We start from the raw sequence: 22,733 nt of genomic DNA on the forward strand, positions 1-22,733 counted from the left end.
GGTTTTTAGCTTAAATGCTGTTTGCTTTTGAAGGACTTTATCCCTTGTTTTTTTAGAATTTATAAGGCAGCTTTAAAAGGTATTTGACAATCAACCTATTTGATAATGAAAAGAAGAACATTTTTGGCGACGGTACCTGCTGTGGCTGTGGTAAATAAGTTTCAATTTGAAAAGGAAGAACAATCGTTTTCATGTAGTTCATATAATTGGCGAACATTTTTTAAAAGAGAAGGCAAAGTTTGGAAGGAGGATATTGCTTTTGATATTAACCAATTTGCTAAATCAGGTTTTAAACAGATTGAATACAGTTTTACTAGTCCAGAAGAGGTAAGAAAGCTAATACCTGTTTTGAAAAAGCATGATATTAAAATGCCTTCTATTTATGTGAATAGCGTTTTACATGTAGAAGGGGGAATCGATAAGTCAATTAATTCGATTTTAGAAATTGCGAAAGCAGCCAAGAAATACGGGACTAAAATAATAGTGACTAATCCGAATCCTATTGATTGGAATAAGGAGTTGTTTAAATCTGACGAAGAGTTAATACGTCAGGTGAAGGCTTTGGATAAATTGGGAGTTGAATTGAGAAAAATAGGCATTAAGCTGGCTTATCATACACATAGCACTGAAATGCTGGCAGGTGCAAAAGAAATTCATCACATGCTTCAAAATACATCTCCAGAAAATGTCAGTTTCTGTTTTGACCTACACTGGATATTCAGGGGTTCGCATGATTCGGAAATTGCTGTTTTTGATATTTTGAAAATGTATGGTGATAGAATTGCGGAGCTACACATTCGTCAATCTCAAAATGGTGTTTGGAACGAAGCTTTTACCTCTCAGGGTGATATAGATTATAATAGAGTGGCGGCATTTTTAAAAGAGCATAAAATAAAGCCTCATATTGTTTTAGAACAGAGCATTGAAAACGGTAGTCCTAATGAGGGTAATGCTATAATATCACATAAAATAGGCTTGGCTGCTCTCAAAGCTGTTTTTACTGATTTTAGATAATCTGATTTATATGTCTTTGAAGATTGATAAATGCTTTTCATCGACAGTTTTTGTTGTTTAGTAATTATATGTGTTTTGAAGTTGATCTATGTTTTGAGGCTAGCCGTAGATGCCCCAAACAAACTCAAATACATAAAATTATGAAAAACTTAAAAATGACTTTAGGAATGATTTTAGGAACAGCGGCTTTCCTAACATCCTGCGACGACAACGACAAAGATGCTACACCAAGCACGGTAAGTATTTACACCACTAATAATTCTGATGGTAACATCAATGTTTATAATGTAAGTGGCTCTTCTATGAACATGACTACCTTAACCACCTCTTCTACTGCAGCAGATGGTGCTTATTTTGATGGAACTTCGGCTTATCAGGTATCTAGATCTAAAAACAGTATTGAAGGTTTTGCGGTAACGGCAGATGTTTCTTTAGGTGGTGTTTTAGATGTGAGTGCTTCTTTAACTGGCTCTAGTGATATGACTAGCCCAAGGGAACTAGCTGTGAACGGTAACATGTATGTAGTGGCAGATAATGCGGATGCAGATGGCAACGCCGATACCAAAGACGGAAGATTGTTTGTCTATGAAAAATCTGGGAACAATTTTACACTAAGAAACACTATCACAACTGATATTAAGCTTTGGGGTATAACTTTCGTAGGTAACGACCTTTACGCTGTGGTAGACACAGAAAATAAACTAGCTGTTTATACTAACTTCTTATCAAATATGAGCTCAACAGCTCTAAGTGCATCAAAAACGGTAGCCTTTGAAGGCTTGGTAAGAACGCATGGTTTAACGTATGATAGCATGACAGGTACTATGATTTTGACGGATATTGCCGCGGCTTCTGACCCTGAAAGCGATGGAGGAATTCATGTGGTGAGTGATTTCATGAGCAAATTTAACAGTGCTTCTGACGGAGGAACCATAGCTCTTTCAGACCAAATTAGAATTAGCGGAAGTAATACAAAATTAGGTAACCCTGTAGATGTGGCTTATGATGGCCAAGCGGGTGTCATATATATAGCTGAAGCCGGAAACGGTGGCGGAAGAATCTTAGCTTTCTCAAACTTTGGTTCAGGGGGGAATTTAACACCTACCATGAATGAATCATTAGCTGCAGCGTCCTCAGTATACTTATATAAGAAGTAATTGTTTGGGTTAATATGTTTAGCTTTAAAGTGGCTCTGTTTTCAGAGTCACTTTTTTTGTGAAATAAGTTCTATTTTGGTCTTAAATAGGGCACAAAAAAACATTGCAGAATAAATGTAGTATTCTGATGGAAATGATAGGTAGCCTATTTAGCGAGCTTATCGTTTTTTGCTTTTCGCGAGTAAAAGCCCAAACAAAGCTATAATTGCTCCAACACCTAAGCTCGAGTATTTAACTACCTCACTTTCGCTGAAAATAATAAATCCTAAAATGGCACATATGCAGCCAATCACTGCGAAGATAATTCCGACATTTAAGTTAGATTCCATATTTTTAAAAGGTTAATTGTAAGTAATTTAACTAAAAAATATGGAATTTGAAAGAGGAACCTTCTGACAAAATATCAATAGGCCTATTTGAAGTATGAATCCTTATGAAAATCGGTGTCAATGATTTGGACAGCTAATTGATTTCAAAGTACAGTTGAATTGACCTTGAAAAGCCTCCATCTCCTCTTTTTGATGTCTTAGAGCTTCCTGATTTCTATACTTACCTCAATTTGTAAAAAGTCTTTCCGTTTGACCTTCTAGGTTTGATGGTAACCCCATTTTTTCGGAAGATTACTCTTTTGTCAAAAGAATTTGATAGTTTGAAAGTGTTTTTGGATAAGGGTATTAATTCCAATTCTTCATCATTTTTTACCATTAGGAGTTTATTCTGACTCCTTTTAAAAGAAATGCTTTCTTCTAAAAAAGTGTATTTCCCTATAAAGCTATTAAAATGCCTATTACTGATTTTGGGTTTTAAATTTTCTGTATAGGGCTTTTTCAAAACTAATGCAGTTATTTCTGCGGCTACTTGCTCGTATCTATTTTCTCTTTGAAAGTTGCTGAGTAATATGACGTATATCCCCTTTTTAGGAACGCTAATTCCGTAGGAATTATATCCAAAAGCACCACCTCCATGCTCCATGGAAGGAATGCCATTCACCGCAGCATTTCTGAAACCAAAACCGTAATCTATCATGGTGCCATCATTTAATTTGTTTCTTTTAAAAGCTAATTTCTTAGATTTCTTTTTGATTAGGATATTCTTATTTAAAGCGATATTCCATTTCGACATGTCACCTACGGTAGACCATATTCCTCCTGCCGAAAAAAGGAGCGAAGGATGCACTATGGGAGCATTGACAAATTTCTCAGGACGTTTATAATAACCTATAGCTTTATTTGAAGCGTTTTTAGAGAGGAATGTATCGTGCATAGCTAAGGGTTTAAAAATTCTTTCCATTAAAAACTGTTCATAATATAGCCCAGAAAGTTGTTCTAAAATTCCTCCAAGAATTAAGTAGCCTGAATTGGAATAACTATACGCTTCGCCAGGTTGGAAGTCTAATTCTTGCTCAGAAATTATGGAGATTAAATTATGAGTATTCGTTCCCGTTTCTATTAGTTTTCTAATGGCTGGAATTTTTGCAAAATCAAGCACACCAGCAGTATGTGATAACAATTGACTAATTGTTATTAAGGGATGATTTTTAAATAGTTCGGGGTAGAACTTTGTAATTGGGTCGTCTAGCTTAAGTTTTTCTTCCTCCACCAGCATAAGAATACCTACGGAGGTAAACTGTTTGGTAATAGAGCCAATTCCGAAAACGGTATTGACTTGGATGGGAATTTCTCTTTCTATATTGGCCAATCCATAGGAATTAGAAAAAAGGGGCGAATTGGCTTTGAGTATTCCAACCACAGCTCCTGCTTGATTCTGGGAATAGTTTGCTGCCATAATGGAGTCTATTTTAGCTTTGATATTCTGACCATTGGCAGAGCCTAGGAACAGAAAAAGGATTAGGCCTAGCCCAATCCTTCTTATTTTGAAATTTGATTTCATATTAATTCTGAATCAGCCCTAGCGTTTAGGCTGTTTTTTTTATAAAAAGTAATAGCTTAAAAAATGTATAATTATACCTTATTTTTCATGTAGAAGAAGTAGGTCAAGAAGCCGACAGCTATAGAAATTAGTTCAATACCTAAAGGAAGATGCATGTTTTGAATGTCGGAAATTGGTAAGAAATCAATTATGACAAGGCCAACTCCAGCAAACAATAAAATCAATCCCCATTTGAGGTTGTCGAATTTCATTCCAGAGAAATTCTGCGAAATTATCTTTTGACTCTCTGCATCTAAGTTTCCAGATTGAATTAGTTTTTTCTTTAAAAGGTAGTTTGTGATGGCCGCCACTATAAACGATATAGTACCGAACGTCATGATGATAGCGATAATAGGGACAAGGTTTTTCATAATTTATCTGTTTTGATTTGTTTGCTGCATTTGACATCGCCCGTTTAGATAAGGTTGCAGTTCTTTCAAAAAAACATGTATGCACTTTAAATTAATCTTTCATTATTCTAACTTGACTGCAACCTATTTAACCTAGCCATTGTCAAATGAACCAATGTTTGATGAAAACGAATTAGTACAAAGTGTACTAGAAGGTAATGAGTATGCTTATAGGCGTTTCGTGAAACAATACGAAAGGTTGGTTTTTCATGTTATTGTAAAACTGATTGACCGTGAGGAAGATGTAGAAGATTTGGCTCAAGAGGTATTTATGAAAGTGTTTAAGAAACTTTCTGGATTTAAATTTCAGTCAAAACTTTCTACTTGGATTGTTCAAATAGCCTACAGAGATGCCATAAATTATTTAAAGAAAACGAAACGGTATTCTGATAATAAAGTAGACATAGACCAGGTTTATTCATTGGCAGATTCGGCACCAAACCCTGAGCAAATTAATGTATCGAAAGATTTAAGTATTTTAGTAAATGAAGCCATAAAGAAGCTTCCTGAGCATTATAGAGAGGTATTAGTACTTTATCATTTAAAGGAGTTTTCTTATCCTGAAATAGGGGAGATTACAGGAATGCCGGAAGGGACGGTGAAAAATTATATTTTTAGGGCAAGGAAGCTATTAAAGGATTACTTGGAGCCTTATGCAAAAAGAGAGCAATTATGAAAAGAGAAAAATGGATAAAAGAGCAAGCAGACTTTTCTGATAATTCACCGTCAAAAGAAGATAGAGAGCTTTCTGATTTACTTTTCAATGAATTGGGAAATAAGGATAAAATTTATATTTCTGACAATTTCGTAAACAAGGTGGTGGCCAAACAAGTTAGAAAGGACACATTTTGGCGAGATATAAAATTATATGCCTTTTATGCCACTTCATTTATAGCTTTAATAGGAGTGTGTGCTGTTATCATTGGTTTAGATGCTAGTCAAAATACCAATTATAATATTCAAGAGCTATCTAGTTATTTGACTTACGGGCTGATTGCGGCGGTAGGCTATTTTTGCATTCAAACCCTTGATAGAATTATAGTTAAAAAAGAGGGCATGATTTAGTGTGCCACCTTCTGAATAATAGGATTAAAGGCTTTAGAGGCCACAAAAACCTTATCGCCTTTTTCTAAGTTTTCCACTTCGTTTTGGTCGGCTACTATTTTGACAATATCGTTTCCTATTAAAATGGAAACAATGTAAATGACATCTTCTTTTATAATGTCAATGACTTCACCGCTAAACCTAAACTTGGCACTTGTTTTATTCAGTCCAAAAAACTCTTTTACATTTCCTTGTTTTGCTATTTGACCATCTTCTATTTCAAATATCTGGTCGGAGAGTTTAACTATTTCACCTATGTCATGACTGACCAAAATGGTGGTCAAATTATATTTCTTATGCAGTTTTAAAATGTAGGCTTGAAGCTTCTGCCGCATTTGATTATCTAAGGCAGAAAGTGGCTCATCTAGAAGAAGTATTTCGGGTTGCTGTACCAATGCTCTAGCTAGTGCCACTCTTTGTTTTTGTCCACCAGAAAGTGTTTCTGGTTTCCGATGCTGCAGCGATTCTAACTCCGTTAATGCTATCAATTCATCAATAAGACTGTTGTCCTGCTTTTTAGAAAGGGCAAATTCTAAATTTTGCCTTACCGTCATATTTGGAAATAAAGCAAAATCTTGGAAAACATAGCCAATACTTCGTCTCTGGGTACTTAGGTTTAATTTCTTTTCGGAATCAAACCAAGTATTGTGATTGACAGAGATATATCCAGCATCAGGTTTTAAAAGCCCGCTAATGATTTTTAAGGTAGTAGTTTTACCTGCTCCAGACGCACCAAAAAGTGTAACAAAATCGCCTTTGTTAATACTTAAAGCTATATCAAGTTTCAGGTCTGAGGGGAAGCTTTTCTTTATGTCAATTTTAATCATGGCTTGTATTTAACATTTCCAATTAGTGCCAATGGTTGGTTTTAAAGCCAAACAGAAGCCAGTGGCTTCTGTTTGAAAAGAACTAATATAGCTATGCTGACTGGATTAATGAGATACAGTGTTAAGTATTATTCTATTTTTTCAATATTGTCAATAAGTAGTCGTCCGCCACTAGATTCAATGTTTTCTGAGTTTGGACCACTTCCTAGAATTACTCCATGGCCTGAAATACGATACTTTTCATTCAGTTCGAAGGTAAAGTTTTGTAGACCACATTGGCCCACAGAAGCTGCAAATGTCTCATGAATAGAATCTCCCTCGTAAAACTTTAAAAATAAACCAAAGCTATCAGGGCCAATGCTATTAATCCAAGGAGATACGGTAAACTCAGAATTTTCAAATTCCACAATACGTTCAAATTCTTGAAGACGGAAGTTCTGATAGAAGTTACAGTCAGTCTTGACTCTAGTAAGAATTTGTTCTTCAAAAGTGATTTCCTTATCGACCTCGTCTTTACAGCTGTTAAGAAGTAGGGTATTAAAAAAGATAAGATAAATTAGTGTTCTCTTTTTCATAATTATTGGATTTTAAGAATTCTATGTGTGTCAGTTTGATTGGCTTCCTTTGGATCTTTTTTTTCGAACTTCTTTGGATTCAAAGTTATTCAAAGTTAAAATGATTGATGTTTTTTTTCAAAAGAAGTTTATATTATTCTTTTGTTAATAATCATAGGTTTAGGTAGTTGAGTGAACTTTGTGGTAGTATGTGTAACAATGATATTAGTCTTTTTTTTGAAATGATGTCAATACTTTTTTTTAGTATTTAGGTTTTAGCTTTTTAAAGAAATCATAATTTCCATCGTTTTAAATAACCTCCATTAAGCAAATACACCGTTAGTAAAATGGAAAATGTGATAGCAAAAAGTATCAACGAATACTGATTTGCAGCACCATAATTTAGGGCTTCTACTTCATCATAAATGGCTATAGAGGCTACTTTGGTTTTACCAGGAATATTTCCACCAATCATTAAAACCACGCCAAACTCTCCCACGGTGTGGGCAAAACTTAATACTAAGCCCGTCAAGATAGCGGGTTTGATGTTGGGTAAAAGTACTTTTGTCAATGTCTCAATTCGGCTTTTTCCCAAGGTATAAGAAGCTTCTCTTAATGATGCTGGAAGTGCAGAAAGTCCAGCCTGAATAGGCTGCACCATAAATGGCAAACTATAGATGATGGAGGCAATGACTAAGCCAGTAAATGAGAAGATGAATTTGATACCAAACCACTCGTTCAGCCAGTTGCCTAAGGCATTAGAAGGGCTAAAAGCTACCAAAAGGTAAAAGCCAAGCACAGTGGGAGGGAGTACCAATGGCATGCTAATCAAGGTCTCAAAAACTGGTTTCCATTTAGATTTGGTAAAAGAGAGCCAGTAGGCCAAAGGAATAGCAATTATAAAGAGGATTAAACTGGTCAATCCTGCAAGTTTGAGTGTTAATATGATGGGTTGCCAGTCTATCATGGAGCTAAAATTATCTCATTAAGTTTTATCATGGCAGTTACATTTAAACCCTGTGTGAGTTTTAAGTTTTCTGCCGCTTGCGTACTAATGATGGAGACTAGGCTACCATTAGCAGTATCAATTACTATACGGCTTAGTAAAGCTCCTTTTTCTATTTCTGATATGGTTCCTGCTATTCTGTTTTGAAGGCTTATGGTTAAATCTTGCTCTAAAGAAATTATGACTTCGGTCTCTTTAAAAAGCGTTTTGACAGGGCTTCCTTCTTCTAGGTAAGGAGCGGTTTCTTGGGTGTCTATAATGACCGACTTTAAAGTCAGTTTTTCATCAATAGCTACACTGACAATGGAGATGTTTCCGCTGCTTTCTATTTGGGCAATATGTCCTGAAAAGCTATTCATAACCGAAATGTGTTAAAATTTGTCGAGCTTCTTCCGTAAAAAGGAAGTCGTAAAATTGTTGGGCGTCTTTGTTATGGTTTTTCAATAGTACAATGCCCTGCTCAATGGGTTTGTAAAATCGGGTGTCAATTTCTATCCAAGTTCCTTTATTGACAAGTTTAGGAGCTTTAATGGTAGATAACGAAGTAAACCCAATTTCAGCAGACTGAGAGTGAATGAAGGAGTTAGTTTGAGCTATGCTCTCACCAAACACCAGCTTATTTTTTAATGTCTCATTAAGTTTATAAAAATTGAGCACCTCCATGGCGGCAGTGCCATAAGGGGCTGTATCAGGATTTGCCATGGCAATATGATTGATTTCTTGGCTATTTAAAATATCAATACTCGGTTTGATGTTAGCATCAAGCGTCCATAAGACTAATTTCCCATGGGCATATATTTTTGGTTTGTTGGCCGTAAGACCATTTTCGAAAAGTGCGTTTGGGTATTTCATATTTGCCGCCAAAAAAATGTCGTACGGTGCTCCAGCGGTAATTTGAGCGGTAAGCTTACCTGAGGAGCCAATCACCGTTTGACAAGGAATACCCGTTTTTAACTCAAAATTTTTGACCAGAGAATCCATCGCAAACTGCATATTTGCTGCGGTGGCTATAGTTAACTTTTGTTCCTCTTTTTTGCACGAAGTGAATAGAAAAAGAGCACCCAAAAAGACGTAAAGTGTTTTTCTCATGACTTTTTCTGTAGATCTAAATTGTGCTTAATACCTAACCAGAGAATCTTAGAATGCTTGTATTCATAGGGTAGGGAAGTGCTCCCAAATTGACTATTATAGGTAAGCATAAACAAGAGGCTTTTATTTGCAGGAACGGAGGTACCTATGAGTAAGCGGTTTTGGTCAAAGAATCTATTTTCGATTTGCCCACCGGCATTAAGAAAGACTTCATCACCAATATTTAGAGCGACTTTATTGAAAGGTTCTTTTTGTGAGATTTTGAACAATGGAATGCTAGCATTGATGGCGTATCTTAACCTAAAATTGAAATTATTAAAACTTGGAATATCATTCGCCGCTCTTGTTTTAAAAAAACGTTCTTCCAGTCTGTAACGATGGCTGAGAGCTATTTTGCCCAAAGAGCTTGCTAAGTTTAACTCTTGGTGGGGTCTTATCTCCGTTTTGTAAACCATTCCATCTTTATAAAAGCCAGAATAAGCTAGACCAGCGGCTATGCCAGCGTTGGTGCCAATGTTTCGCTTTAATGCCGTTCTTAAAATATATTGAGAGTTTTTAGAGCGTTGGTCTTCCCATCTGAATCCACCATCGGCTAGTAGTGTATATTTTTTATTTAGCTGTGTGGTATTATAATATTGAATCCACTGTTGGTTAGTTTTATGAATAGTTTTTTCCTGTCCAAATAAGTCTGGAATTACAAATAACTTCAGTAATAGTAAACCATAAAAGAGCGATTTTTTCATGATTTACAGGGTAATATTTTTAAGAGCTTTGTTTAGAAACACTTCAAGCTCGCTCTCTAGTTCTTTGTAAACTGCAATAGCTTTTTTCCCCTCAGGAGTTACGTAAGTACCACCACCATGTTTGCCACCCGTTTGTTTTATTACCAAAGGTTTGTCAGAAATTTCGTTCATGTCTTTTATGAGTCCCCATGCTTTTCTGTAGGCCATTTTCATTTCAGCGGCAGCTTTGTTTATCGAGCCTAATTGCTCAATTTTTTCTAAAAGCTCTATTCTGCCAGAACCTAAAAACTTTATGTTTTTTGATTCTATCCAAAATCTGTTTTTAATACTCAGCTCCATCCTTGATGAATTTTCGTTATTCCTTTACAAACATAACGAAAAGTGGTTTATAATTTATCTTACTAAAGTTTTGGTTTTAATAGCGTCTATAAGAGTAGCATAAATCGTGAATGAAAGCTAGTTTCTTTTTCACAGATTCGGTGATTATAAAAGGGTAGAAATCTGAATGGCCCATGCTTCGAGCGAGGCTATTTGATGCAAAAGTTAAGGGTAGCCAGAGTTCCATAATATGCTCAAAAGAGGCAATAAGATAGGGGTCTGTATCAATATTTACATTTCTTTTACCACCAAAAAGACCTATTCCAAAAGAAAAGGCAGTTTCTAGCGTATCCATCATGTGGAGGTAGTGAGCCCAGGTTTCGGCCCAGTCTTCCCATGGGTGTGCTGTGGCATAAGAACTGATAAAATGTTTCTGCCAGTTTTCGGGTGCACCATTAGCGTAGTGGTTTTCTATGGCCTTTCCATAATCTGCTCTATGATTTCCAAAGTTCCATTTAAAATCATCCATCCTAGGTGTGTCTTTTATCAAAACATCCCAGTAGTAATGGCCTATTTCATGTCTGAAATGACCAAGTAATGTTCTGTATTTTTCACCCAAATCAGTCTTATTGCTAATCCTTTGTTTTTCGTCGGCTTCTTCAATATTAATGGTGATAGCACCACTACTATGTCCCGTGTAAATTCTTTTTTCTGGAGATAGAGTTTCTACAAATTTGAAAGCAATGCCTTCATTTTCATTACCGATTTTAGCTTTTAAAGGAAGGTTCATGCGTAAAAGCGAGTAAATCAGCCTATGTTTTGCATTTTCTATTAAATTCCATCGCTTTATGTTCTTTTCGCTAGCTAAGTTAGGAATGGTTCTATTGAGAGCACATGCTTTGCAAAAGGTGTGAGATGATGCTGCCGGAAGTATCCAGTTACATGTGCTATATTCGGCGTTCTTACAAAACTTAAATTTCTCGTCTCGGTTTTGATGATTTAAATACTCATTATCAGCTTGGCGTATTAGCGAAATGAATCGTAGTTTTTGAGGGTCAAAACCTACCTTATGTCTACATCTTAAACATCGCCCGTTTTCAAAGTAGAGGTGATTTTGGCAATTGTCGCAATTATAAACTTTCATTCTGTTAAGCTATGACTATTAAAAATAGAAACGGAGTAACTCAAAAGAATTACTCCGTCCAAAATACTATTTCTTTGATACTTTACTTTCCTCTGACAATATTTACTCTTACGCCAACACTAACTTGTGGGTGCATAAAAAGTAAATCGGGTACTATTTCAACGTAACCTCCAGCATCTAGAAAAATTCCCACATCATTGCCAGGTAAATTATATTCTATTCCTGCATTTCCTGTGGGGCCTAGTGATACGTGTTTTTCTCCATTTTGGTTAGTACCAGTAAGGATTTCTTTAGCAACATATGTTCTGTAATTTACCTGCCCCCCAAAACCATAATAAACTTTTATAGCATCCCCTTTTCCGACTGGCCTATGCCAAGAGTAAATTCCTTGAACCATCATTCCAACGGGTTGAGAAGCGGTATAATCGCCATTAGGATTTTTGAGGTGATACGGCCCATCTCTGTATTTTCTATGCTTACCATATAGAAAGCCATAAGTGCCAATATTTACATCGAAGGCCTTATCGCCATACTGGAAGTACTTCCTAATGTTTAAACCAATAGGCTCACCAAGCTTTAGGCCTATAGCAATATTTCTGGTGTATTGGGCAGAAGAGTCAAAGCTTAAAAGGAGCATTGCTATAATGCCTAAGAAAAACGATTTTTTCATTCTATCTAAATAAAAGAGTTTATGTTAATTTTATTCTACTAGCGTAGCTTCACTTAAGATGTAATTTAGCTCCTCTAGGTTGTCTTTGTTCAGCGTAAGTTTTCCAGAAAGGGTCACTCTGTCATCAGTATCAAAACGTTTAACAGGTCCTTTAAATTTTATTGACATTACTGATTCTGGTCCGGCTCCGCCACAAAAAAAGCAAGATGCATAAGGGTTTGCCGAAAGTACGTAATAGCTAGTTTCAATATCAATCGGAATCATGTAGCCAGTAATCTGTACTTGTTTGTCTTTTAGTGGTGTAACTGACGTTCCAAATTTAGGAATGAGTATAAACATGCCTTCTTCCTGATTCCATTTCTTCTCAAAACTTACATCAGTCAAGGTTTTCCAGGAAATGACTTTAGGTTCATCTAGCGTAAAAGCTGTTCCCCAAAAAAGTGTTGATATAAGAAGTAATGATTTTAGAGCCATTGATTTTTTAATTTTTGAAACCATTAAAATGTACAGCAAAGAACTGTTATTCCCTTGATAAGGTTTCGGAAATGTTGACTTTATAAATGCCTAAAGCCGGAAGTGCTGCCGAAACTATACCTATAAGTAACGCCATGATTAGCAAATAAATTTCCACGGTACCGAATTGCCAAATATTAATTTCTGTAAAGTTGGTTTCACTCAATAGTTTTGAGATAGAAAATAGGGCAACTTTTGACAAAATAATACCTAAGAAGTAGCCAATAAAGCTCAATAGTAAACCTTCTAATAAGAGCTGTGTAAAAACCTTAGTGCGGCTAGCTCCCAATGTTAAGATCAATGCCTTTTCATTCTTTTGGTCTTTCAGAGAATTAAAGAGTGATATAAAAACACTGATACCAGAAATGAGCACAATAAGATACGCAAGATACTTCATGATTTCAATACCCGTACCAAAGAGTTGGAAAAGACGATTTACCTCTATAGAAGGTAATGCAGCCTGCATGCTGGTGTTTTCGTTCACCATTCTTGGTATAGTCATCAGTCCCATGGGTGACCTAAATTTTACCAAAGCAGCAGTTACTTCATGGTCCTCATGTTCATGGGTTTCGCCTTCATGCTCATGAATGTGCCAAATGCTTTCTAAGTTAGAGAGGATGAGCTTGTCTAGGACAGTATTTGTAGGCTTTAAAACCCCTACCACCGTATAGGCTTTTTCTTCGTGCGTTTCGCCTTCACTATCTAAACCATGAGAACTTTCAAAGCTATCGCCAATTTTTAGCTCAAGCACTTTAGCGGTATAAGAGCCAACCACTACTTCTAAGTCTTCTTTGAAAAGTTTGCCTTCGTTTAGTTCTGCTTGATAGTGTTTTAAAAGAGATAGCTCGCTGCCTACTATTCTATAGCCTCTATAGTTATCACCAAAAGAGAGCGGAATTAATGTTTTGACAAGACGATTACGCTTTAAATTGTTTACCTCCGAAAGCGGAATATTGCCCGTAGGGGCATCAATATGAAAAACAGACGATAAGATTAACTGTAAAGGAGAGCCTTTAGCACCCACCACCATGTCTATTCCAGATATGGATTTTGAGAAGTTGCCCTCCAGTTGTTTTGATAGGTTTGCTACCAATGAGATGATGGCTACACCAATTCCCATTAAAAGAATACACAGAAAACTGCTTAGTCTCTTATGCCATATCTTATTCCAAACCAGTTTTAGAAGCATGTTATAAATGGATTTGGTTAGCAATTTTATTTTTCAAACGCTGGTCATGCGTTACTATCACCAGTGCCACTTTCTGCTCGGCAGCTGTATCTGCCAAAAGTTGATAAACACGCTCACAGTTTACATCATCTAAATTAGATGTAGGCTCATCAGCTAATAGTAGTTTCGGCTCATTTTGTAAAGCTCTGGCAATGCCAATTCTTTGCATTTCGCCACCGCTTAATTCATACACTTTTTTGTGCAGCAAATCGCTAATTTCTAAGCGGTCGGCGGTTTGATTCACTTTGACTTTATTAAGGCTTTTCTTGGCGTAATAATTAGCCAAAAGGATATTGTCCAGAACAGATAATGATTTGACAAACTGGTGCTGCTGAAAAATGATTCCAATATTATTTGCCCTAAAATTAGCGGCCTTTGCGGAGTTCAATTGACTAGTTTCTATGCCATTGATAGTTACCGAGCCTTGTTGAATATGGAGAATAAGCCCTAAAAGGTGCAGCAGGGTAGACTTTCCTTTCCCGCTTTCTCCTAAAATAAGAAGCTGCTGGTTTGCATCACATTGCAAATCAGGGTACACAAAGTCAATGCCTTTGGTATACGAGTGCTGAAGGTTTTTCGTTTGAAGTATAGCCATTTCACTGCAAAAATAGTCAATAGCATCAGCGAATAAATAAAATGGCAGAAATATCGGCAATCGGGATTTATTAGCCGACTGCTCTTGTTTAAGTATAGAAAAGTAAATTTTAATTAAAACAACAATACCATGTCACTAAGATTAGGAGATATAGCACCAGATTTTACTGCTGAAACAACACAAGGAAAAATCAACTTTCATGAATGGTTAGGCGACTCTTGGGGTATGCTTTTTTCACACCCTGCCGATTTTACACCAGTTTGTACTACCGAGTTAGGTAAGACAGCTCTTTTAAAAGGTGAGTTTGAAAAGAAGAATGTTAAGGTTTTAGCAGTTTCGGTAGACGGTTTAGATTCGCATAATAAATGGATTCCGGATATTGAGGAGGTAAGTAATGTAAAAATGAACTTCCCAATTATTGCTGATGAAAACAGACAAGTAGCGGAGTTATATGATATGATTCACCCAAATGCTTCAGCTAAAGCTACAGTACGTTCGGTATTTATTATCGGACCTGATAAGAAAATTAAACTTACGTTAACTTATCCTGCTTCTACAGGTAGAAACTTTAATGAGTTATTAAGAGTAATAGACAGCTTACAACTTACGGCTGACTACAGCGTAGCTACACCTGCAGACTGGAAAGATGGAGATGATGCCATTGTGGTTCCTACTATTTCTACGGAGGATGCGATTAAGCAGTTTCCAAAGGGAGTAAGAGAGGTTAAACCATATTTGAGATATACACCGCAGCCAAATAAATAGTCTGTATAGGGCAATATTTTAAAGGAGTTATTCATTCTATGAATAGCTCCTTTTTAGTTAATAGACAAACTTTTATGAGTGGCCTATTGATTCTAAAAACGAATATTTCTAGCTTTGCGGACGAGTGAAAAAGAGAAAAAATAATTCAACGGTCTTTGACCGCTTACTTAACAAACTATCGCGTCCTAAGACGCTTTATGCATTAACATTGCTGTTTTTGCTGGTTTGGTATCCCTCATCGGTTATCGACGGAATGAGAAATTCTGACCAAGAAGAAGTAAAAGTTAGAATTCCTCTAAAATATAAAACGCACGGCATTGATGTATCTCACCATAACGGAGACATTGATTGGGACAAGGTAAGTTCTTACAGCAAACATCGTTCATCTGTTAGGTTTTGTTTTGTAAAGGCCACAGAAGGAGTAGAGTTTGTTGACAAACGTTTTCAGGACAATTGGCTTGCCTTAGGAGAGAAAAAAATAAGAAGAGGAGCCTATCACTTTTTCAATCCGCAAACGGACCCCAGACTTCAAGCTCTAAATTATATATTAAATGTAGACCTAGAAAAAGGAGATTTAGCACCTGTGTTAGATTGGGAAACTTTGGGCTATGGAAGAAATAGAAGGCAAATAGTGAAGAGTGTAGGCCGCTGGCTTGAGATTATAGAAAAGCACTATGGTATAAGACCCATAATATACACAAATAAGCATATTTACTTACGTTACGTAAGAGATAACTTTCCTGATTATCCATTATGGATTTCTCAATATGAAGTTCCCCAATTAGAAGGATATGACCTTTCTCAAGTCTATTTTTGGCAGCATAGCATGAAAGGCAAGCTAGAAGGAATAGAATCATCTGTAGATTTTAATGTATTTATGAGGGATGATTTTGAGATTGATAGGCTTACTCTTCGCTAGTTCTTCATTTTAAAACATCTTTGTTTTATAACCTAAGTCAATCTAATTCAATGCTACAATCTGTTGATTTTACTCAAACGGACGCTTTTCGTAAATTAAAGAACCACCAAAAAACTATCGCGAAAACGGATATAAAGACGCTTTTCGCTGAGGACCCAAAGCGGTTTAAAAAGTTCTCCATTCGTTTTAAAGATATACTTCTAGATTATTCTAAAAATAGAATAAACGGAAGAACCATGATAGCCTTGGTAAAGTTGGCAGAAGAATGCCAATTAGAAGATGCTATTCAAAAGATGTTTGCGGGCGATGTTATCAATGAAACGGAGGGCAGGTCTGTACTTCACACTGCTTTAAGAAATAGGTCAAACGAACCAGTACTAGTAGATGGCAAAGATGTGATGCCTGAGGTAAATGCTGTATTGGCTCAGATGGAAACCTTTTCAAATGAAGTTCGCTCTGGCGAATGGAAAGGATATTCAGGAAAGAGAATTAAGGATATTGTCAATATAGGCATTGGTGGTTCTGATTTAGGACCCGTTATGGTGACAGAAGCTTTAAAGCCTTACGCCAAGAAAGGTTTAAACGTGCATTACGTTTCTAATGTAGATAGCACGCATGTTACCGAAGCACTTAAGGGTTTGAAAGCTGAGAGTACGCTCTTTATGATAGCTTCTAAAACTTTCACTACGCAAGAAACTATGGCAAATGCTGATGCAGCAAAGCAATGGTTTTTAGCAAACGGAGGAAGCGAAGAAGATGTCAAAAAACATTTTGTGGCTTTATCTACAAATGCGACGGGTGTAGAAGCTTTCGGAATTGACCCAAAAAACATGTTCCCGTTTTGGGACTGGGTAGGAGGGAGATACAGTCTTTGGAGTGCCATAGGTCTTTCTATAGCATGTAGCATAGGTTATACCAATTTTGTAGGTCTTTTGACAGGTGCTCACGAAATGGATAATCATTTCAAAACTACACCTTTGGCCAGAAACATTCCTGTGGTTTTAGGACTTTTGGGAATTTGGTATAATAACTTCTTTAATGCTGACTCACACGCCATTCTTCCTTACGACCAATATATGCACCGTTTTGCTGCTTATTTCCAACAAGGGGATATGGAGTCAAATGGCAAGAATGTAACTAGAAATGGCGATAAGGTAGACTATCAAACTGGTCCTATTATATGGGGAGAACCAGGAACAAATGGTCAGCATGCTTTTTATCAATTAATTCACCAGGGAACAAAACTAATTCCTTGTGATTTTATAGCACATGCTCAAAGTCAAAATCCGATAGGGAACCAGCATAAAATGCTTTTGGCAAATTTCTTTGCTCAAACAGAAGCACTAATGAATGGTAAGACGGAGGAAGAAGTAGTAGTTGAATTAAAAGAGTCTGGTATGTCTGCTAAAGACATTGATGCTTTGAAAGCCTTTAAGGTTTTTGAAGGTAATAAACCTACCAACTCTATTATGGTGAAGAAGCTAACGCCAAAAACTTTGGGAAGCTTAATTGCCATGTATGAGCATAAGATATTTGTACAAGGGGTTATCTGGAATATCTTCAGTTTTGACCAATGGGGTGTAGAGCTTGGGAAGCAATTAGCCAAAGCTATTTACCCTGAACTACTTGCGGATGATGAAGTTTCATCGCATGATGCCTCTACTAATGGCTTAATTAACACTTATAAAAAGTGGAGTAAATAAGAGAAATCAATCTTAAATGCCTGAAAAATGGCATTTATTTTTGTATAGATTTTTCAATATTTACTGAAAAGACTATATTTTTAATATTTATTGTCTTTTTATTTGGAAGTATAAATTCAATAAATTAAGTTTGAAACATCAAATCGGTAGAGAGGAAATAAGTCTCCTTTTTTAATCGAGCTGGTATCCAAATTAATGGACTTACGTGCTTTTTTGATAAACCAAATTGAACCCCTAAAACCCCGAAAGGTCTTTATTTGCCTGTTTGTATTTTGTGTGACGTTTTCCTCATTCAAATCAAACAGGCAAGTTCAATTATCAGAAATTCCTTATGAAATTAATTTTGCTGATGTAGTCTTTCAATTGAATGATGCTACCCGATTTCTTTTAGAAAAAGAAGTAGAGAAGCTGAAGAAAGATACAGAAGAAATGAAAAGGCAATTTGAATTGCTTTCCTTATTTCTACCAGAGGCAAGTCCAGTACTGAAGAATGCTGCTGTGCCAGAAGACTTTAGCTACTTGGTGATTTATAATAAATACCAAAGTGAAACTAACCAGAGTAATCTTTTAGACCATGGTGTGTTTTGGTGTTTGACAGAAGAGTTAGCTGCAGATTTAGATTTGCATGTCAATGATAAGATAGATGAGCGTAAAAACTTCTTTGTCGCCACGGATGCAGCCGTAATAGGGCTTCGCCGAAATAATGTTCTTTACAATAATTGGGGTACCACTTTGTTTGCCGCACTTGCTCAAAGAGATTTAATAAACCTTTTAGGTGTAAATAAAGATTGGAACAGTAAGAAGTATCTTCCCTTGGATGGGCCTGCATATAGTGCTGTTATTCAATTTTTGGCCTTTAAGATGGTAACGGAAGAGACCATGGCATCTTTCAAACCTACGGAAGACAAAGTTATTTATAGCTATCCTTACGGAAATGGAAAAACGTTAAGCTCCATTGCAGCAGATTTAAGATTAGAGCCTGCGGAGGTTTTAGAGCAAAATGGCTGGTTAAAAGAGGAACGAATGGGCAAAGATGCTTTGCCAGTTTTAATCATAGTAGATGCAGAGCGTTATAATGATATTCGGATTTTAGCCGAGATATCAAGCCATAGAGATTTTCATAAAGAAGAGAAAGGTTTTCCTATGCTGACGGAAGAGCCAAGTTTGGCCAAAGAAAGGGGAGGACAGTTCTTTAGAATTAATGGAAAAAGAGGTATCAAAGCCGATTTCTGTGACTCTTATGTAGATTTAGCATATAAGGCTAAGATTTCTGAGAAGAGTTTTCTAGAATATAATGATATGCAAGAAACTGATGTGGTGAGCATAGGTCAAATTTATTACCTAGAAGAAAAAAACAACAAAGGACCGATATCAACACATATATCTAGAGAAGGAGAGAGTCTTTGGGATATAGCTATGCTTTACGGTGTGAAATTGGAAGAACTACTGAAGTTTAACCGACTAGAAGCGTCAGAAGTATTTCAAAGAGGTAGAGTGGTTTATTTGCAAGACAAAAAACAAAAGGACTCACCAGTAGAGTATGTCAAAATAGAAGACATAGTGGTTACACAGGGAAAATTAAAGAAAGACCCTATTTTAGGTAGTCATACATCTTTTAGCTTTTCGGAACAGCATAAACCTGAAACGGTGAAAGAAGTAAAACCGGCGGTCAAAGAGATTCTAGAAGAAGATTTGCCAGAGGTTAAAGTAGCTGAAATAAAGGAGGCTCCAATAGAAAGGCAGCCACTGACAGTAAGGAGGGAAGTAGCGGTAAGGCCTGTGATAGCAAATAGCTACACCGAAAATTTAAAAAATCAAGTGCTTGGTACTCCTGAAGTAGAGAAGAAAGAAATTGAAGATTTTGTGATTCATACGGTAAAAAAAGGCGAAACGCTTTACAGAATATCAGTCAATTACAGAGTCACGGTAAAACAGTTATATAAGCTTAACAGTTTGACCTCAAATATTATAGAAATCGGAGATAAGATTAAAGTAAAACCGATTTAAGAGATTTTAAGTAGTATAGATTCACTCAGTAGCTGAATTGGCTCCTATCAATGATGGGAGCTAATTTTTTGTTTAAGATTACCATTTTGGAGACTAGCTAGAAGTCTATTTGTAGTGCTTCAACAAAACCTCTCTTAGTTTCGGGTCAGATGGGGCTGGAGCATCTTCATCCACTATTATGCCTTCTCTGTTGATTATTATATACCTAGGAACACCATTTATATTCAATTCCTGAAATAAGGTTGATGTCTCTTCTTTGTTTAAATTGATATGTGTGCCCAAGGGGGGATTTTTAGTGCTTAAAAAATTTAACCATTTGTCTTCATCAATGTCAATAGAAGTATAAACAAACTTTAGGTCTTCCATATCTTTTAACTGAGTAGGCAGTTCTTTAGAATATTTAAATTCCTTAATACATGGGCCGCACCAAGTGGCCCAGATGTCCATGTAAATTAGGTTTCCAGGAATACTATCTTTTAAAAGAGCCTTTTTATTGATATTACTGAAATAAGATTCTTGGTAAATGTTAAATTCGGATGGTTGCGAATTGGCTTTAATTCTATTTTCAATTATTTCCTTATAGCCAAGATTTGATATGTGGTTTGAAAATCTATTATACGTACCTGGCAAATCCTCTAGAGAGCTGATTTTAGAAAGAAAATAATCGGTGAGTAAATAATCAGTAATCTTTTGAGGAGAATTTTCATTAATTATGAATTCTGATTGACTAATATCCTGGCCAGAAATGTTTTTCTTAGCATTATTTATCCGTGATAAAACATAGTAATTATTTAGAAGACTGGCGTATTGATTTAAAACCGATTTGTAACTTATAAAGTCGTAGTAAGCATTGTCTAAAGGCACTTGTTTCATTATTTTATCATATTCTGATATAATTGTTTCTGAAGAAAAGTCTGTATTTATTTTTGAAAATTTTTCAAGTTTCATTGCGAGTAAATAGAAATTCATGTCAGAAGTTATCTGGAAAGAACCTTCATCAGAAATGGTGGTCAAGGTATTTAGGTTTTTCTGAAGAGCCTCTTCCAGCAAGGCTATTCCCGTATTGAACTCTTCACCCATATTCCATTTAATAAAGGTCTTATTGTTAAACTTGAAATTGCTTTTCAATATCCTATTTTCATATAGCACTTTATTTATCGGGCTGTTATGGCCTTTAAACTGAATGCTTTCTTCTACAATTATTATGTCATAACTTTCTTCAGGGGCTACTAGTAGCTTCACTGTTTTCCGGTTTCCAACATCAACTACGATAATTTGAGGTTTTTCAATTTGATAGACCAACAGCCCTTTCCCATTTTCTGAGATTTTCGATTGGTAGAGAGGAGTGGTATATAGATAGTAATCAGGATTTACAATGGCAATTGTCGCATTGGGAATCCCATCAATAATATTAATTCTTATTTGAGAAGTCAATCTCGAATTCCATGGAATTATTGCTAGTATTAGGAGGACTGACTTGATGTATTTGTGTAGCATTTTTTGGATTTGGAAAGAGTTGGATTACTTCTTTTTGTGGAAATATTCCATTCACTAGCGGTTAAAAGATGATGGTTTTAGTTAATCATGCAATAGACTTGAATATCAACTCTGATTGGATATTGATATTTTAGCCTAATACTCTACTAAATTATTTCTATTTGCACATATTGACAATTCTTGGGAATACCCTAAGCATATTGTTAATGTCTTTATTATAACTTTATTTTAGAGTCTTTATTTCACCTTTAATATGAAGAATTAAGGCATCTTGAAATACGATCTACAGAAGTAGCTGTAAGAGATTTTAAGTAGTATAGATTCACTCAGTAGCTGAATTGGCTCCTATCAATGATGGGAGCTAATTTTTTGTGCTATGGCTTATAGCAATCTTCTTTTCTCTTAAATCTAACTTTTTACCCTTTTAGGATAGACATTAAATTTTACATCAAACGTAAGGTCAATAATGTCTTTTCCAGGAATGTTGGGCAAGTTGGAAACACCCCCGTAGGGGTAGCCAAATGAGGTGGCTTTATAATGAAAAGTGACAATAAAGGCAGTAGATGCTAAGCCCGGGAAAATGGGGGGCTGATAAATCTCCTTAACCGAAACTATATCTAAAGTTTCATCTGTATTTCCTCCACCAGAAAAATTAGAACGACGGCCAGACTCAAATTTTCCATGAAAGAAGACCTGCCAACCAGGGTTTTTAAGTACTCGTAGGTCTTTGAATCGCCAATATCCATTGCCGTCTGGTTCAAATTCCCACTTGGCTAATTTATCCGTTCCTACTTTAAATAAGTCTCTCATAGTGGCTACATCCGTCCCTCTAATCTGATTGAAATCAGCCATGCTCATGTAATCTATTTTATCAGGGGGCCATATATAAGAGACCGGGGTGAGACTGTCATATCCAGGAATACCGCCACCTAGAAAATGATTTTGTATATCTAATGTGTACTTAGTATCAATACTATCCCCAAAAACGACTCCTTTAACAAATCGTTCTGAGTCTATTTGAGGGATGGAGTTAGTGATCTCAAACACTATAGTGGTGTCAGAATTAATTCCATACTTAGAACGTGTTGCAAATTTAATAACGTTAGTACCATTTCTACACCAATACTTAGGATTTAGTTCAAAACTAATTATGCCCCATTCCGTGTACCATGCATATATGCCATCAATTTGAGATAGCATTTTAAATTGTACATAACCGCTATCCAAAATTTCGTACGATATTTTTATTTCAGGTTTAAGAGTGGTGGAGTCTACAGGTACTACAGGCTCCGGATTATCAGGATTATTGCAAGAGATAAACAAGCTCATGGAGCCAGTAGTGAGTATTATAGCGATGAAGAGTATGTGTTTCATGAGTGTGTGAATACTGAATGTATCTCGTATTTTAAACGGTGGGCTAATCTCCTATATTTCAGTTAAGTAAAGATTTTTTTAGGCAGATTTACCTTTAGCTAGGTCAGTTTGCTAATTTTAGAAAGCAAATTGAATACTTATTAGGCGGTACCAGGCAGGATTTATAT

General features: G+C 36.0%; 25 protein-coding genes. 8 read left to right on the top strand and 17 right to left on the bottom strand.

Features of this window, described 5'->3' with window-relative positions:
- The first annotated feature begins 105 nt into the window (after positions 1-105).
- Positions 106-1,014 (top strand): sugar phosphate isomerase/epimerase family protein, encoded by a 909-nt coding sequence (locus AC0L6O_RS10015; RefSeq protein WP_473308252.1) that lies wholly within the window; start codon positions 106-108, stop codon positions 1,012-1,014.
- Positions 1,015-1,154: 140 nt separating this feature from the next.
- Complete coding sequence (locus AC0L6O_RS10020; protein WP_473308254.1) at positions 1,155-2,171, top strand: hypothetical protein; 1,017 nt, start codon at positions 1,155-1,157, stop codon at positions 2,169-2,171.
- Between the two features lie 158 nt (positions 2,172-2,329).
- Here AC0L6O_RS10020 and AC0L6O_RS10025 read toward each other — a convergent pair whose 3' ends face one another.
- The 3 genes from AC0L6O_RS10025 to AC0L6O_RS10035 all read right to left on the bottom strand — a co-directional run bounded on the left by AC0L6O_RS10025 (position 2,330) and on the right by AC0L6O_RS10035 (position 4,471).
- Positions 2,330-2,500: a hypothetical protein gene (locus tag AC0L6O_RS10025; protein WP_473308256.1), complete on the bottom strand. Its 171-nt coding sequence runs from the start codon at positions 2,498-2,500 to the stop codon at positions 2,330-2,332.
- Between the two features lie 220 nt (positions 2,501-2,720).
- Positions 2,721-4,061 carry a serine hydrolase domain-containing protein gene (locus AC0L6O_RS10030; protein WP_473308258.1) on the bottom strand — a complete coding sequence of 447 codons (1,341 nt, stop codon included), beginning with the start codon at positions 4,059-4,061 and terminating at the stop codon, positions 2,721-2,723.
- Positions 4,062-4,132: 71 nt separating this feature from the next.
- Positions 4,133-4,471 carry a DUF6249 domain-containing protein gene (locus AC0L6O_RS10035; protein ID WP_473308260.1) on the bottom strand — a complete coding sequence of 113 codons (339 nt, stop codon included), beginning with the start codon at positions 4,469-4,471 and terminating at the stop codon, positions 4,133-4,135.
- Between the two features lie 139 nt (positions 4,472-4,610).
- On the opposite strand from AC0L6O_RS10035, the gene AC0L6O_RS10040 reads away from it, so the two are divergent.
- Positions 4,611-5,186 carry an RNA polymerase sigma factor gene (locus AC0L6O_RS10040; protein WP_473308261.1) on the top strand — a complete coding sequence of 192 codons (576 nt, stop codon included), beginning with the start codon at positions 4,611-4,613 and terminating at the stop codon, positions 5,184-5,186.
- On the top strand, positions 5,183-5,575 hold the full coding sequence (locus AC0L6O_RS10045) for a hypothetical protein (RefSeq protein WP_473308263.1): 393 nt from the start codon (positions 5,183-5,185) through the stop codon (positions 5,573-5,575). Before AC0L6O_RS10040 ends, AC0L6O_RS10045 begins: the two co-directional genes overlap by 4 nt.
- Here the strand turns inward: AC0L6O_RS10045 and AC0L6O_RS10050 are convergent.
- The 12 genes from AC0L6O_RS10050 to AC0L6O_RS10105 all read right to left on the bottom strand — a co-directional run bounded on the left by AC0L6O_RS10050 (position 5,572) and on the right by AC0L6O_RS10105 (position 14,301).
- Entirely contained in the window at positions 5,572-6,441 is an 870-nt protein-coding gene (locus AC0L6O_RS10050; protein WP_473308264.1) for an ATP-binding cassette domain-containing protein, read from the bottom strand. The two genes, AC0L6O_RS10045 and AC0L6O_RS10050, sit on opposite strands and share 4 nt — an antisense overlap.
- 128 nt (positions 6,442-6,569) lie before the next feature.
- Positions 6,570-7,016 carry a hypothetical protein gene (locus AC0L6O_RS10055; RefSeq protein WP_473308265.1) on the bottom strand — a complete coding sequence of 149 codons (447 nt, stop codon included), beginning with the start codon at positions 7,014-7,016 and terminating at the stop codon, positions 6,570-6,572.
- Between the two features lie 271 nt (positions 7,017-7,287).
- Complete coding sequence (gene modB, locus AC0L6O_RS10060) at positions 7,288-7,962, bottom strand: molybdate ABC transporter permease subunit (RefSeq protein WP_473308267.1); 675 nt, start codon at positions 7,960-7,962, stop codon at positions 7,288-7,290.
- Positions 7,959-8,360: a TOBE domain-containing protein gene (locus AC0L6O_RS10065; RefSeq protein WP_473308268.1), complete on the bottom strand. Its 402-nt coding sequence runs from the start codon at positions 8,358-8,360 to the stop codon at positions 7,959-7,961. Before AC0L6O_RS10065 ends, modB begins: the two co-directional genes overlap by 4 nt.
- A complete protein-coding gene (gene modA, locus AC0L6O_RS10070; protein WP_473308269.1) occupies positions 8,353-9,090 on the bottom strand; it encodes a molybdate ABC transporter substrate-binding protein in 738 nt (245 codons plus the stop codon). The genes AC0L6O_RS10065 and modA overlap by 8 nt, the downstream gene beginning before the upstream one ends.
- Positions 9,087-9,833, bottom strand: coding sequence for a DUF2490 domain-containing protein (locus AC0L6O_RS10075; RefSeq protein ID WP_473308271.1), 747 nt, complete (start codon positions 9,831-9,833; stop codon positions 9,087-9,089). Before AC0L6O_RS10075 ends, modA begins: the two co-directional genes overlap by 4 nt.
- Before the next feature lie 3 nt (positions 9,834-9,836).
- A complete protein-coding gene (locus AC0L6O_RS10080; protein WP_473308272.1) occupies positions 9,837-10,172 on the bottom strand; it encodes a winged helix-turn-helix domain-containing protein in 336 nt (111 codons plus the stop codon).
- Between the two features lie 76 nt (positions 10,173-10,248).
- Positions 10,249-11,295, bottom strand: a complete 1,047-nt coding sequence (locus AC0L6O_RS10085; RefSeq protein WP_473308274.1) for a zinc-binding metallopeptidase family protein — start codon at positions 11,293-11,295, stop codon at positions 10,249-10,251.
- A gap of 82 nt (positions 11,296-11,377) precedes the next feature.
- Entirely contained in the window at positions 11,378-11,965 is a 588-nt protein-coding gene (locus AC0L6O_RS10090) for a hypothetical protein (RefSeq protein ID WP_473308275.1), read from the bottom strand.
- A 30-nt stretch (positions 11,966-11,995) separates the two neighbouring features.
- Entirely contained in the window at positions 11,996-12,439 is a 444-nt protein-coding gene (locus AC0L6O_RS10095) for a DUF3299 domain-containing protein (protein ID WP_473308276.1), read from the bottom strand.
- Between the two features lie 46 nt (positions 12,440-12,485).
- Positions 12,486-13,667, bottom strand: a complete 1,182-nt coding sequence (locus AC0L6O_RS10100) for an ABC transporter permease (RefSeq protein ID WP_473308277.1) — start codon at positions 13,665-13,667, stop codon at positions 12,486-12,488.
- A gap of 1 nt (position 13,668) precedes the next feature.
- Positions 13,669-14,301, bottom strand: a complete 633-nt coding sequence (locus AC0L6O_RS10105) for an ABC transporter ATP-binding protein (protein WP_473308279.1) — start codon at positions 14,299-14,301, stop codon at positions 13,669-13,671.
- A gap of 129 nt (positions 14,302-14,430) precedes the next feature.
- Here AC0L6O_RS10105 and AC0L6O_RS10110 point away from each other — a divergent pair, with 129 nt between their 5' ends.
- The 4 genes from AC0L6O_RS10110 to AC0L6O_RS10125 all read left to right on the top strand — a co-directional run bounded on the left by AC0L6O_RS10110 (position 14,431) and on the right by AC0L6O_RS10125 (position 19,695).
- A complete protein-coding gene (locus AC0L6O_RS10110; protein ID WP_473308281.1) occupies positions 14,431-15,066 on the top strand; it encodes a peroxiredoxin in 636 nt (211 codons plus the stop codon).
- 124 nt (positions 15,067-15,190) lie between these two features.
- Positions 15,191-15,985: a glycoside hydrolase family 25 protein gene (locus AC0L6O_RS10115; protein ID WP_473308283.1), complete on the top strand. Its 795-nt coding sequence runs from the start codon at positions 15,191-15,193 to the stop codon at positions 15,983-15,985.
- Between the two features lie 50 nt (positions 15,986-16,035).
- Positions 16,036-17,688 carry a glucose-6-phosphate isomerase gene (pgi, locus tag AC0L6O_RS10120; RefSeq protein WP_473308285.1) on the top strand — a complete coding sequence of 551 codons (1,653 nt, stop codon included), beginning with the start codon at positions 16,036-16,038 and terminating at the stop codon, positions 17,686-17,688.
- Between the two features lie 276 nt (positions 17,689-17,964).
- Positions 17,965-19,695: a LysM peptidoglycan-binding domain-containing protein gene (locus AC0L6O_RS10125; RefSeq protein ID WP_473308287.1), complete on the top strand. Its 1,731-nt coding sequence runs from the start codon at positions 17,965-17,967 to the stop codon at positions 19,693-19,695.
- Positions 19,696-19,800: 105 nt separating this feature from the next.
- On the opposite strand, the gene AC0L6O_RS10130 is transcribed toward AC0L6O_RS10125, so the two are convergent.
- The gene (locus AC0L6O_RS10130; protein WP_473308289.1) at positions 19,801-21,192 is read right to left on the bottom strand and encodes a TlpA family protein disulfide reductase; all 1,392 of its coding nucleotides are present in this window, start codon (positions 21,190-21,192) and stop codon (positions 19,801-19,803) included.
- A gap of 408 nt (positions 21,193-21,600) precedes the next feature.
- Positions 21,601-22,566, bottom strand: coding sequence for a hypothetical protein (locus AC0L6O_RS10135; protein WP_473308291.1), 966 nt, complete (start codon positions 22,564-22,566; stop codon positions 21,601-21,603).
- Positions 22,567-22,733 lie beyond the last annotated feature (167 nt).

The organism is Arcticibacterium sp. GJ41-1, assembly GCF_055808875.1.